This is a genomic window from Neotabrizicola paludis (assembly GCF_044142105.1).
GTDB lineage: Bacteria > Pseudomonadota > Alphaproteobacteria > Rhodobacterales > Rhodobacteraceae > Pseudogemmobacter.
In genome coordinates this window covers 891,070-903,688 of record NZ_JBGTYM010000001.1, presented here as the reverse complement: position 1 = coordinate 903,688, position 12,619 = coordinate 891,070, and the positions used below count along the sequence as shown (strand labels likewise).

Sequence of the window (12,619 nt, the reverse complement as noted above, 5' to 3'; positions counted from 1 at the left end):
CTCCGGGGTTTCGAGGCCCCGGTTATGCGATGGCGGATGGCGCGGCCTGCGCCGGAGACGTTCGACCATGAGCCCGAAACGCTCAGGTCAAGGATGGTTTTCCGGCCGGGGCAGGCTATGTTGGGCCATGACCTCTCACTTCCCCCAAGACGAGGCGCTGTTGCGCGCCGATCTGCTGGAGCGGATGCGCCGGGTGCGGCCCGCGCGCAAGGGCGGCTTCACGCCGCGCGCCCGCAATGCCTTTACCTATGGCTGCAAGCATCGCGAAACGCTGAAATCGGTGCTGGTGGAAAAACCCGCGCTGGTGGTGGTGCTGCGCGGATCGAAGGAGATCTGGATCGGGGCGCGCTGCCTGACCATGCCGACCGGGTCGGTCTTTGTGCTGCCGCGCGGCTTGCGGGCGCATTTCGTGAACGTGCCGGATGACAGTCTGGGGCTGTATGAATCGCTGCTGCTGGAAGTGGATGGTCTGCCGCAGTCGGTGCCGCGCCTCAGCCCGGCGGAACGCGCCGCGCCACGGGCCGATCTGCGCGTGGCCTTGAGCCGCGATCTGGTCGAGGCGCTGGGCCATGCGGCGCAGCACCTGTCAGAGGCCGAGGGGTTCGAGACGATCCGCGACTTGCGGGTGGCCGAAATCCTGATGCTCTTGCGCCCGGTGCCGCAGGCCCGGCCATTGTTCGAGCAGACCCTGGCGGAAGATGCGCGCTGGCTGATGCGCTCGGCCCCGGCTGACCCGTGGTCGGTCGAGGGCGTGGCAGAGGTGTTCGGGATTTCGGGGCCGACATTGCGGCGGCGGCTGGCGGCAGAGGGCACGGCCTTCCGGGCGCTGTTGCGCGAGGTGCGGATGGAGGCGGCGCGGGCGGCCTTGGCCGAAGGGTCGGGCAGTCTGGCGGCGGCAGAGGCGGCGGGCTATGCCTCGCGGTCGCATTTCGCGCGCGCTTTTCGCGATGTCTATGGCGCCACGCCGACAGGGCGGGGCCGGGTCGCGGCGGAATAGACCCAGAAAAACGGGGCCCCGAAGGGCCCCGTTTCAGGATCTGGCAGGACTTACTTCTGCCAGGACTTGATCAGCTCGTCATAGCTGATGGTTTCCGGCGTCGGATCCTCATTGTCCAGCTTGGCGACCGGCGAGCCGGGGGCGTCAAGCCATTCTTGCGGATCCTTTTCCTCGTTCAGTTTCGGGCCGATATCGCCCTGCACGCCGGCGCGTTCCAGGCGTTCCAGCACCTTCTCCTGATCGGCGCAGAGCGAATCCAGCGCCTCTTGCGGGGTCTTGGCGCCCGACATCGCGTCGCCGATGTTCTGCCACCACAGCTGGGCCATCTTCGGATAATCCGGGATGTTGGTGCCGGTGGGCGACCACTGGGTGCGGGCGGGCGAGCGGTAGAACTCGATCAGACCGCCCAGCTTGGGCGCGCGTTCGGTGAAGTGGGGGCTGTCGATGGTGGATTGGCGGATGAAGGTCAGGCCGACATCAGACTTCTTCACATCGACGGTCTTCGAGGTGACGAACTGGGCATAGAGCCAGGCCGCCTGCGCCCGATCCACCGGGGTCGATTTCATCAGCGTCCAGGAGCCCACGTCCTGATAGCCGATCTTGGTGCCCTCGGACCAGTAGGCGCCGTGGGGCGAGGGGGCCATGCGCCATTTGGGCGTGCCATCCTCGTTCATCACCGGCGTGCCAGGGGCGACCGAGGCGGCGGTGAAGGCGGTGTACCAGAACATCTGCTGCGCGATATTGCCCTGGGCCGGGACCGGCCCGGCCTCGCCGAAGGTCATGCCCTGGGCTTCCGGCGGGGTGTATTTCTGCAGCCACTCGATGGCCTTGGTCACGGCATAGACCGCCGCCGCATCGTTGGTGGCCCCGCCGCGCGCGACGCAGGAGCCAACGGGACGCGAATTTTCATCGACGCGGACGCCCCATTCGTCGACCGGAAGGCCGTTCGGTTCGCCCTTGTCGCCCATGCCGGCCATGGACATCCAGGCATCGGTGTAGCGCCAGCCAAGGCTCGGGTCCTTCTTGCCGTAATCCATGTTGCCATAGACGCCGGTGGCGGGCCCGCCCATGTAGGACATGTCGCGGCCGGTGAAGAATTCGGCGATATCCTCATAGGCCGACCAGTTGACCGGCACGCCCAGGTCATAGCCGTATTTGGCCTTGAAATCCTCCATGGTCTTGGGGTCCGTGAACCAGTCGTAGCGGAACCAGTAGAGGTTGGCGAATTGCTGGTCGGGCAGCTGGTACAGCTTGCCGTCCGGCGCGGTGGTGAAGGACGTGCCGATGAAATCGGCCAGGTCGAGCGTGGGTGAGGTAACGTCCTTGCCTTCGCCCGCCATCCAGTCGGTCAGGTTGCGGGCCTGCTGATAGCGCCAATGGGTGCCGATCAGGTCGGAGTCATTGACATAGGCGTCATAGATATTCTCGCCGGTCTGCATCTGGGTCTGCAGCTTTTCCACCACATCGCCTTCGCCGATCAGGTCATGGGTGATCTTGATGCCGGTGATGGCGGTGAAGGCGGGCGCCAGCACCTGCGATTCATAGACATGGGTGTCGATGGTTTCCGAGACGACCTTGATCTCCATGCCGGCATAGGGCTTGGCCGCGTCGATGAACCATTGCATCTCGGCTTCCTGATCGGCGCGCGAGAGCGTGGACATGTCGCCGATCTGGGCATCGAGGAAGGCCTTGGCGGCCTCCATGTCGGCCCAAGCCGGCATCCCCGTGGCCATCAGCGCGAGCGCCATGGCGGTTGCGGTTGCGCGTAGTCTCATTCGAACTTCCTCCCGTTTGATTTGGTTGCTTTCGCGCGGGGGGCGGGGCTCCTCTTCCCCGCCGCCCGAAGGGGTGTATCCCCGCTAGACCCGCCAGAAGACGAGGGCGGCGTAGACGAGGCAGACAAGCATCGGCGCCCAGCCCAGGGTGCCGAAGACAAAGAGCCAGGCCAGATGGATGAAGGCCGAGCCCAGAAGGGTGATGAACAGCCGGTCGCCGCGCGTCGTCTCGATGCGCAGGATGCCGATGCGCGGCGTTTCAGGAAAGCGGATCGCCAGCAGCGTCATGGTGATCAAGAGGCTGGCGATCACCCAGAAGAACAGCGCGATGGGGAAGGTCCAGGCCATCCAGCCGCCCGGGATGAGGGGGGCGGTCCAGTCCTTCGCGCCGTCCTTGACCGGCACGGCCCAGATGAGCGCCAGAAGAAGCGCGGCCATCAGCGCGGCAAGGGACAGGGTGATCGGGGTCCAGCGGGTTCTGGTCATGGTCACACCCTTCCCAGGGCAAAGCCCTTGGCGATGTAGTTGCGGACGAAATAGATGACGAGCGCGCCCGGAACGATGGTCAGCACGCCTGCGGCCGCCAGCACGCCCCAGTCCATGCCCGAGGCGGAAACCGTGCGGGTCATCACGGCGGCGATGGGCTTGGCGTCAGTGGTGGTCAGCGTGCGCGACAAGAGCAGCTCCACCCAGGAGAACATGAAGCAGAAAAAGGCGGCGACGCCGATCCCGCTGGCGATCAGCGGCATGAAGATGCGGATGAAGAAGCGCGGGAAGGAATAGCCGTCGATATAGGCGGTCTCGTCGATTTCCTTGGGCACGCCGCGCATGAAACCTTCCAGGATCCACACCGCCAAGGGCACGTTGAACAGGCAATGCGCCAGCGCCACGGCGATATGGGTGTCGATCAGCCCGAAGGCGGAATAAAGCTGGAAGAAGGGCAGGGCGAACACCGCCGGGGGCGCCATGCGGTTGGTCAGGAGCCAGAAGAACAGGTGCTTGTCGCCCATGAACGAGTAGCGCGAGAAGGCATAGGCGGCGGGCAGGGCGACGGTAATCGAGATCACCGTGTTCATCACCACATAGATCAGCGAGTTGACATAGCCCATATACCAGGCCGGATCGGTCAGAATGGTGCGGAAATTCTGCAGCGTCGGGTTCTGCGGGATCAGCGTGAAGGTGCTGGTGATCTCGGTATTGGTCTTCAGCGACATGTTCACCAGCCAGTAGATCGGCACCAGCAGGAACAGCAGATACAGCGTCATCACGACGGCGGGGATATAGGTTTTCAGCGGGCGGCGCATCACTTGCCCCCCTGCGTGTCGGCGCGGTCCATATTGGTCATCACCGTGTAGAAGACCCAGGAGATCAGCAGGATCACCAGGAAGTACATGATCGAGAAGGCGGCGGCAGGGCCGAGGTCGAACTGGCCGGTCGCCATCTTGGCGAGGTCGATCGACAGGAAGGTGGTCGAGTTGCCAGGGCCGCCGCCCGTCACGACGAAAGGCTCGGTATAGATCATGAAACTGTCCATGAAGCGCAGCAGGATCGCGATCAGCAGCACGCCCTTCATCTTGGGCAGCTCGATATAGCGGAAGACCTTCCAGCGGCTGGCCTGGTCGATCTTGGCGGCCTGATAATAGGCTTGGGCGATGGATTGCAGCCCGGCATAGCAGAGAAGCGCCACCAGCGAGGTCCAGTGCCAGACATCCATGATCACGACGGTGAACCAGGCATCCACCGTGTCGCGCACATAGTTGTAATCGACGCCAAGCGCCGCCAGCGTATGGCCGAGAAGGCCGATATCCACGCGTCCGAAGATCTGCCAGATCGTGCCGACGACGTTGAAGGGGATCAGCAGGGGTAGCGCCATCAGGACCAGACAGAAGCTGGCCCAGAAGCCCTTTTTCGGCATGTTGAGCGCAATGAAGATGCCCAGCGGCACTTCGATCGCCAGGATGATCATCGAGAACAGGATCTGACGGCCCAGCGCCTCGTGCAGACGGTCGGAATGGATCATCTCGTCGAACCATTCGATGCCCGCCCAGAAGAATTCGTTGTTCCCGAACGTGTCGTTGACCGAATAATTGACCACGGTCATCAGCGGGATCACGGCGGAAAAGGCCACCAGCGCCAGCACCGGCAGGACCAGGAACCAGGCCTTGTTGTTCTGGGTCTTTTCCATCAGGCGGCCCCTTTTGCGCTTTGGCGCCAATCATCGGCATAAACGTTGATCCGGCCCGGGGCGAAACTCAGGCGCGGTTCGGGCGGCAGGCTTTCGCCTTCGTGCAGGATGGCGTTGACCGGATGGCCCATCAGCGCGCCGCGCAGGATGCGGTGGCGTCCGACATCTTCGATACGGGTCACGGTGACGGGCAGGCCCTGGTCCGAGATCTGGGTGTATTCGGGCCGGATGCCGATCTGGACGCGGCCCTGCGGCGTGCCGTAATCGGCGCCCAAGTCAAGCGCCGCCTCGCCCAGCCGGGCGCAGCGGCCCTGCACGCTGGCGGGAAACAGATTCATCCCCGGCGAGCCGATGAAATAGCCGACGAAGGTATGCGCGGGGGTTTCGAACAGCTCTTCCGGCGTGCCCATCTGCACGACGCGGCCGTCATGCATGACCACGACCTTGTCGGCGAAGGTCAGCGCCTCGGTCTGGTCATGGGTGACATAGATCATCGTATGGCCGAACTGGCGGTGCAGCTGCTTGAGCTGGGTGCGCAATTCCCATTTCATATGGGGGTCGATGACGGTCAGCGGTTCATCGAAGAGGATGGCGTTGACATCCTCGCGCACCATGCCGCGGCCCAGGCTGATCTTCTGCTTGGCATCGGCGGTCAGCCCTTGGGCCTTGCGCGCGAGCATCGCCTCCATCCCGATCATCCTGGCGATCTGGTCGACGCGCCGGGCGATATAGGCGGCGTCCATGCCGCGATTGCGCAGCGGGAAGGCGAGGTTGTCGCGCACGGTCATCGTGTCGTAGACGACCGGGAACTGGAAGACCTGGGCGATGTTGCGCTGGGCGGTGTCGGCGCGGGTCACGTCGCGGTCGTTGAAGAGGACGCGGCCCTGCGAAGGGTGGACGAGGCCAGAGATGATGTTCAGCAGCGTGGTCTTTCCGCAGCCCGAGGCGCCCAGAAGGGCATAGGCGCCGCCATCCTGCCAGACATGGTTCAGCTCTTTGAGCGCGAAATCCTGCTCTCCCTTGGGGTGGGGCAGGTAGCTGTGGGCCAGGTTTTCCAGCGTGATCCGGGCCATGTCAGGCGGCTTTCGCGTAGGGGGCGGGGGCGGCGAGACGGCCCTCGGCATCGAAAAGATAGACATGGGCGGGGTCGAGATAGACCTTCACCTCTTGTCCAGGGGGCAGGGCATGGACGCCGGGGACAAGGCCGACCCAGCGGTCCCAATGTGCTTCGGAGCCATGGCTGACATGCAGGAAGGTTTCCGAGCCGGTGATCTCGGTCACGCCCAGAGTGCAGGTGAATTCCACCGCATCGCCCGAGGGCCGGTTGATCGCGATGTGATTGGCGCGGAAACCGGCGGTGTAGCGGCCATCCGGCAGGGCGGCCATGGCGCCGGTGGCGGGGGCATTGGCGCGGTCGCCGAAGTTGAGCCGGGCGCCCTGCTTGAAGACCGAGACGAAGTTCATCGGCGGATCGCTGAAGACGCGCGCGGTGGTGGCGTCGGCGGGGTTGCGATAGACCTCTGCGGTGGGGCCGAACTGGGTGACGCGGCCCTCCCACAGAGTGGCGGTATTGCCACCCAGAAGAAGCGCCTCTTCCGGCTCGGTCGTGGCATAGACGAAGATCGCGCCCGAAGCCTCGAAGATCCTTGGAATTTCGATCCGCAATTCCTCGCGCAGCTTATAGTCGAGATTGGCCAGCGGCTCGTCCAGCAACACCAGTTTCGCGCCCTTGACCAGCGCGCGGGCCAGGGCGCAGCGCTGTTGCTGGCCGCCGGACAGTTCCAGGGGTTTGCGCGCCAGCATCGGTGTCAGGCGCAGCATCTCGGCGGTGCCACGGACGGCGCGGTCGATCTCGGCCTTGGGGCGGCCCAGAAGGCGCAGGGGAGAGGCGATGTTCTCGTAGACGGTCAGTCCGGGATAGTTGATGAACTGCTGGTAGACCATGGCGACGCCACGATCCTGCACGCGGATGCCCGTCACGTCGCGCCCATCATGGATCAGGCGGCCCGAGCTTGGCTTGTCCAGCCCCGCCATCAGCCGCATGAGCGAGGTTTTGCCCGACAGCGTGGGGCCAAGCAGCACGTTCATGGAACCGGATTGGAGGCTCAGGGTCGTGGGGTGGATATGCACCCGCCCTGACACCACCTTGCCGATCCCCTGCAATTCCAGCGTCATATGCCTCTCCTTATCCGGCGGCGCGTTCGGGGGCGCGGGCCGGGTGTGCTGCGGCCAGATGGGCCTGCAACGCTTCGATCTGTTCAGCGCTCAGGTGCAGGCCCAGCCGGGTCCGGCGCCAGACGATATCCTCGGCGCTTTGCGCCCATTCCTGCGCCACAAGCCAGCGCACCTCCGCCTCGGTCAGCGTGCCGCCGAAATCGCGGCCAAGGTCCTGAAGCGATTTGGCATCGCCCAGAACCTGTACCGCCTCGCCGCCATAGGCGCGGATCAGGCGCGTGGCCCAAGGCTTTGTTAGGAAGGGATATTTCACCAGAAGCGCCTCGATCAGCGCGGCCACGCCATCGGTTGGGAAATCGCCACCCGGCAGGGCAGCGCGCGCGGTCCAGGCGGGTTTCAGACCGGGGAAATGCGGGCCAAGTTTCGACAGCGCGCTTTCGGCGAGGCGGCGGTAGGTGGTGATCTTTCCGCCGAAAACATTCAAGAGCGGTGCGGCCGCCCCGGATTGGGGCGAATCCAGCGACAGCACATAGTCGCGCGTCGCCGCCGTGGCCGATTTCGCCCCGTCATTATAGAGCGGGCGCACCCCGGAATAGGTCCAGACCACATCGGCCGGGGTGACGGGCCGGACGAAATACTCGCTGGCGAAGCGGCAGAGATAGTCGCGTTCCTCATCGGTGCAGCGCGCCTCGGACGGGGCGCCGTGATGGTCCTTGTCGGTGGTGCCGATCAGGGTGAAGTCCTGCTCATAGGGGATGGCGAAGATGATCCGGCCGTCCGAGCCCTGGAAGAAATAGCAGCGGTCGTGATCGTAGAGCTTCTTCGTCACGATATGGCTGCCGCGCACCAGCCGCACGCCCTCGGTCGAGTTGATGCGGGCGACGTTGCGGATCACATCCTCGACCCAGGGCCCGCCGGCATTGACCAGAGCGCGGGCACTGTGCGTCTGCGGGCCGTCGGGGCCACGCGTGGTGATCTTCCACAGCGCGCCGTCGCGCCGAGCCTCGGTCACGCGAGTGCGGGTCAGGATCTGCGCGCCGCGCCGGGCGGCATCACGGGCATTCAGAACGACAAGGCGCGAATCCTGCACCCAGCAATCGGAATATTCATAGGCTTTCGCGAAACGCGGTTGCAGCGGGCCGCCCGCGGGATCGCGTTTCAGGTCGAGCGTGCGGGTGGCGGGCAGGATCTTTCGCCCGCCCATCGTGTCGTAAAGGAAAAGGCCCAGCCGGATCAGCCAGTCGGGGCGGCGCCCGCGCAGCCAGGGCATGGTCCAACCCAGAAGTCGGGCCGTGGGCGTGTCGGTGTCAAAGCGCATCTCGGGCGAAAGCGGCAGGACAAAGCGCATCGGCCAGGAGATATGCGGCATGGCGGCGAGAAGCGTCTCGCGTTCCTCCAGCGCCTCGCGGACAAGGCGGAACTCGAAATATTCCAGATAGCGCAGCCCGCCGTGGAACAGCTTGGTCGAGGCGGAGGAGGTGCCCTGTGCCAGATCGCCCTGCTCGGCCAGCGTCACGGAAAGCCCGCGTCCGGCGGCGTCGCGGGCGATGCCGCAGCCGTTGATGCCTCCGCCGATGATGAAGAGATCGACCGTTTCCGGTCTGTCGCTGGCTGGCACGTCGGGTCTCCTGTTCATGGCCAAGGCTGCGGCATCGCGGGCCGCGCTGTCAACAGGTTCATTTTCGTTTTTTTTCGTTTTACCAGTCAAGCGAAACTTTGCGCGCGCAGAAACTGGTGTCAGCCGTGCAATCAAAGGGTTGTTGGCGATGTCTTCGCGCGCGCAGCGAAAATCCGCGCGAAAACGAAGCTGTGAATGCCGCACGGCACGGGTGACAGAAGGCGCGAAAGGTGCGAAAACGCGGGAATACGCGACGACGAGGGTGCAATGGCGCTGAGTTTCCGGCAGGGCGAGATTCTCGAAATCGCACGCAGCGAGGGCAGGGTGATCGTGGAAGATCTGGCCCAGCGCTTCGATGTGACCTTGCAGACGATCCGCCGCGATCTGGCCGAATTGTCCGAAGCGGGGCATCTCGACCGCGTCCATGGCGGGGCGGTGGCGCGGATGGGCGTGGCCAATATCGCGTGGGAAAGCCGCCGCCGGATGAACGAGGATGCAAAAGCCGCCATTGCGCGCGCCTGTGCGGCGGCGATCCCCGACAATTCCAGCCTGATCCTCAACATCGGCACCACGACCGAGGCGGTGGCGCGGGCACTGTTGAATCACCAGAACATCACCGTCATCACCAACAACATGAATGTCGCCAATATCCTGGTGGCCAATCCGGCCTGCGAGGTCGTGGTGGCGGGCGGTGCGCTGCGCCGGCAGGATGGCGGGCTGGTGGGCGAGCTGACGACGCAGTTCTTCGCGCAGTTCAAGGTCGATATCGCCGTGATCGGCACTTCGGCGATCGACGCGGATGGCGATCTTCTGGACTTCGATCTGGCGGAAGTGCGGGTTTCGAAAGCGATCCTTGGCCGGGCGCGCAAGAGTTTCCTGGTCACCGACCATTCCAAGTTCGACCGCTCGGCCCCGGCGCGCCTTGCCTCGTTGTCGGAGATCACGGCCGTCTTCACCGACCGCGCGCTTCAGCCCGATCTGGCGCGGAAATGTGCGGAATGGGGCACTGAGGTGCATATTGCCGGGGCGTGATTCTCCCCTGGGTTGTTCTTGACCCGCATCCTCCGACCGATGCGCGCAAAGTCGCGCGGAATTGTTGCATCCGGGCGGTCTGGGCCATGCGGGATCAATTGACAGGTCGGGGGGCGCCGTCTCAATCTGACGCCGCAGGCGCCCGCCTCCGGGGGCTGCATGGCGGGGCTGGTCTCCGTCCTGTGGACCGGAGACGGGGCAAGCCAAAAAACGCATAACAGGCGGGATCCACCCGCCATGACAGACCTGCGCGTCCCAATGGACGCCGACATGTGTCAACCAGGGAGAACGACCTTGACCATGACTTCCAATCTCAACCGCCGCCGCTTCCTCAAGGCTTCGGCGGCCGGTGCCGGCATTTTGGCCGCGCCTGCGATCATCTCGTCCAAGGCGCTTGCGTCCTCGGGCGAGCTGAACTTCACCGGCTGGGCGGGCTATCCGCTGTTCGCCGAAAAGGTGTTTCCGGCCTTCGAGGCCGCCACCGGCATCAAGATGAACTTCTCGGAACTGCCCGATCAGGACACGATGTTCGGCGCGGCCAAGGTCGCCCTGGAAGCGGGCGGCATCGACATGATCGAGCCGACGATCGACCGTTGGGGTGGCTGGAACTCGAACGGGCTTCTCGGCCCGTGGGATCCGGCCAAGCTGGCCATGGACAATTATCTGCCCGGTCTGGCCGACGGCTCGGCGGGCGAGCGGTCGCGCGATGGCGACAAGCTGATGTATATCCCCTCGGTCTGGGGCACCGAATCCCTTGTGGTCAACGAGGCAGATGCCAAGCTGTCCTCGCCGCCCTCGCTGGGCGATCTGTTCAGCCCCGACAACCAGGCCGTGTTGCGGCCGCATTCGGCGCTGGCCGCGATGGGCCGCTGGCTGGACGCGACCGGCAAGCTGCCGCGCCCGTGGATGGATGGCTATTCCGACATGGCCGCGATGACCGAGCTGTGGGACATCGCGCTGGCCGAGGCGATCAAGGCCAAGGGCAATGTGGTGCAGTGGTGGTCGGGCGAGAACGAGGCCAATGCCGGCTTCACCGCCAATGGCGCGACCGTGGGCCTGTGCTGGGATTCGACCGGCTACAACCTGCGCCAGGACGGCTACAAGTACATCGCTCCGGTCGAGGGCGCCTTCGCCTGGCACCAGGGCTTTGTCCTGATGAAGAACGCCAAGAACGTCGACCAGGCGCATGAATTCGCCAAGTGGATCTCGACCGGCGAAGGGTCTGCCATGTGGGCGACCGCCTTCTCGGCCAACCCGGTCGGCAAGGGCTCGGGCGAGTTCATGGACCCGGCGGTTTCGGAATATTACAACGGCACCTTCAATGACGAGGCGCTGGCGAAGCTGTGGTGGTGGCCGGAACAGTCGGCCGATTTCATCGCCAAGCGCACCGAATACGCCGACAAGTACAAGGCGGCCTGATCCGGTGCAGGGAATGGCGCCCGGGGTCCGCCCCGGTGCGCGAAAGGGCGGCGGGATTCTCCCGCCGCCTGTTTTTTGTTCACTTCCCCGACACATGCCGGTTACACAGGCTTGGCAGAAGGGCGCGGCACGCGCGCCCCTCGCGCCTGGAAGGAGAAACCGAAATGATGACCACCCTGAATCGCCGCCGCTTTCTGGCGGGCTCTGCCACGCTGCTTGCCGCCCCCGCGATCGTCTCGCGCGCGGCGCTTGCCTCTTCGGGCGAACTGAATTTCATCGGCTGGGCCGGATATCCCGAACTGGTCGAGAAGATCCTGCCGGCCTTCACCGCCGCGACCGGCATCAAGGTGAACTTCAAGGAAGTTCCCGATCACGAGACCATGTATGCCGAATCGAAGATCGCCATGGAGACCGGCGGCATCGACATGATCGAGACCACGATCGACCGCTGGGGCAGCTACAATGCCAATGGCCTGCTGCAAGCCTGGGATGAATCGAAGCTGGATCTCGCCGCCTATCTGCCGGGCCTGGCCGACGGCGAAGCAGGCGAGATGTCGCGCCTGGATGGCGCCCTGATGATCGTTCCCTCGGTCTGGGGCACCGAAGCCTTGGTCGCGTCGGAAGCCGATGCCAAGCTGTCCTCGCCCGCCTCGCTGGGCGATCTGTTCAGCGCCGACAACCAGGCCGTGCTGCGTCCGCATTCGACCCTGGCCGCGATGGGCCGCTGGCTTGAGGCCACCGGAAAGCTGCCGAAGCCCTGGCGCGAAGGCTACAAGGACATGGCGGTGATGACCGAGCTGTGGGACATCGCGCTGGCCGAGGCGATCAAGGCCAAGGGCAACGTGATCCAGTGGTGGTCGGGCGAGAACGAGGCGGTCGCGGGCTTCCAGGCCAATGGCGGCACCATCGGCCTGTGCTGGGATTCGACCGGCTTCAACGTCCGCAATGACGGCTTCAAATACATCGCCCCGGTCGAAGGCGCCTTCGCCTGGAATCAGGGCTTCTCGGTCCTGAAGAACGCCAAGAACGCCGATGCGGCCGCCGAACTGGCCAAGTTCGTCGCCACGCCCCAGGCGGCGGCCGACTGGGCGACCGCTTTCAAGGCGAACCCGGTCGCCAAGGGCGCGCCTGAATTGATGGATGCCGATATCGCGGCCTATTACGCTGGCACCTTCGACGAGACCGCGCTGAAATCGCTGTGGTGGTGGCCTGAGCAGACCGCTGAATTCGTCGCCAAGCGCGGCGAATATGCCGACAAGTACAAGGCAGCCTAAGCGGCAACCCGAGAGGCGCCTTGCGCCCTGAGGTTGAGAAAGCGCCGGGCCTTTGGCCCGGCGTGCCCTTATTCTGGGCAGTCACGTCGGCCCCGAGTGGACAAGTGCCGTGAAAGCCATTGCGGTCGCCGGAACACTCGGCAT

The 12,619-nt window shown here is 64.8% G+C and carries 11 protein-coding genes; 4 read left to right on the top strand and 7 right to left on the bottom strand.

Features of this window, described 5'->3' with window-relative positions:
* The first annotated feature begins 127 nt into the window (after window positions 1-127).
* Window positions 128-997: a helix-turn-helix transcriptional regulator gene (locus ACED67_RS04390; protein WP_395540314.1), complete on the top strand. Its 870-nt coding sequence runs from the start codon at window positions 128-130 to the stop codon at window positions 995-997.
* Between the two features lie 50 nt (window positions 998-1,047).
* Here the strand turns inward: ACED67_RS04390 and ACED67_RS04385 are convergent, their stop codons facing one another.
* The 7 genes from ACED67_RS04385 to glpD all read right to left on the bottom strand — a co-directional run bounded on the left by ACED67_RS04385 (window position 1,048) and on the right by glpD (window position 8,750).
* Window positions 1,048-2,772, bottom strand: coding sequence for an ABC transporter substrate-binding protein (locus tag ACED67_RS04385; protein WP_395540313.1), 1,725 nt, complete (start codon window positions 2,770-2,772; stop codon window positions 1,048-1,050).
* 84 nt (window positions 2,773-2,856) lie between these two features.
* Window positions 2,857-3,258, bottom strand: a complete 402-nt coding sequence (locus tag ACED67_RS04380) for a DUF2160 domain-containing protein (protein WP_395540312.1) — start codon at window positions 3,256-3,258, stop codon at window positions 2,857-2,859.
* Window positions 3,259-3,260: 2 nt separating this feature from the next.
* Window positions 3,261-4,076 carry a carbohydrate ABC transporter permease gene (locus tag ACED67_RS04375; protein ID WP_395540311.1) on the bottom strand — a complete coding sequence of 272 codons (816 nt, stop codon included), beginning with the start codon at window positions 4,074-4,076 and terminating at the stop codon, window positions 3,261-3,263.
* Window positions 4,076-4,957, bottom strand: coding sequence for a carbohydrate ABC transporter permease (locus tag ACED67_RS04370; RefSeq protein ID WP_395540310.1), 882 nt, complete (start codon window positions 4,955-4,957; stop codon window positions 4,076-4,078). The genes ACED67_RS04375 and ACED67_RS04370 overlap by 1 nt, the downstream gene beginning before the upstream one ends.
* Window positions 4,957-6,030, bottom strand: a complete 1,074-nt coding sequence (locus ACED67_RS04365) for an ABC transporter ATP-binding protein (protein WP_395540309.1) — start codon at window positions 6,028-6,030, stop codon at window positions 4,957-4,959. The genes ACED67_RS04370 and ACED67_RS04365 overlap by 1 nt, the downstream gene beginning before the upstream one ends.
* A 1-nt stretch (window position 6,031) precedes the next feature.
* Window positions 6,032-7,132 (bottom strand): ABC transporter ATP-binding protein, encoded by a 1,101-nt coding sequence (locus ACED67_RS04360; RefSeq protein WP_395540308.1) that lies wholly within the window; start codon window positions 7,130-7,132, stop codon window positions 6,032-6,034.
* Between the two features lie 10 nt (window positions 7,133-7,142).
* On the bottom strand, window positions 7,143-8,750 hold the full coding sequence (glpD, locus tag ACED67_RS04355; RefSeq protein ID WP_395540307.1) for a glycerol-3-phosphate dehydrogenase: 1,608 nt from the start codon (window positions 8,748-8,750) through the stop codon (window positions 7,143-7,145).
* 267 nt (window positions 8,751-9,017) lie between these two features.
* Here glpD and ACED67_RS04350 point away from each other — a divergent pair, with 267 nt between their 5' ends.
* From ACED67_RS04350 to ACED67_RS04340, 3 genes are all read left to right on the top strand, one after another.
* Entirely contained in the window at window positions 9,018-9,782 is a 765-nt protein-coding gene (locus ACED67_RS04350) for a DeoR/GlpR family DNA-binding transcription regulator (protein WP_395540306.1), read from the top strand.
* A gap of 300 nt (window positions 9,783-10,082) precedes the next feature.
* Window positions 10,083-11,201 carry an extracellular solute-binding protein gene (locus ACED67_RS04345; RefSeq protein WP_395540473.1) on the top strand — a complete coding sequence of 373 codons (1,119 nt, stop codon included), beginning with the start codon at window positions 10,083-10,085 and terminating at the stop codon, window positions 11,199-11,201.
* Window positions 11,202-11,365: 164 nt separating this feature from the next.
* Complete coding sequence (locus tag ACED67_RS04340; RefSeq protein WP_395540305.1) at window positions 11,366-12,475, top strand: extracellular solute-binding protein; 1,110 nt, start codon at window positions 11,366-11,368, stop codon at window positions 12,473-12,475.
* The last annotated feature ends 144 nt before the right edge of the window (window positions 12,476-12,619 follow it).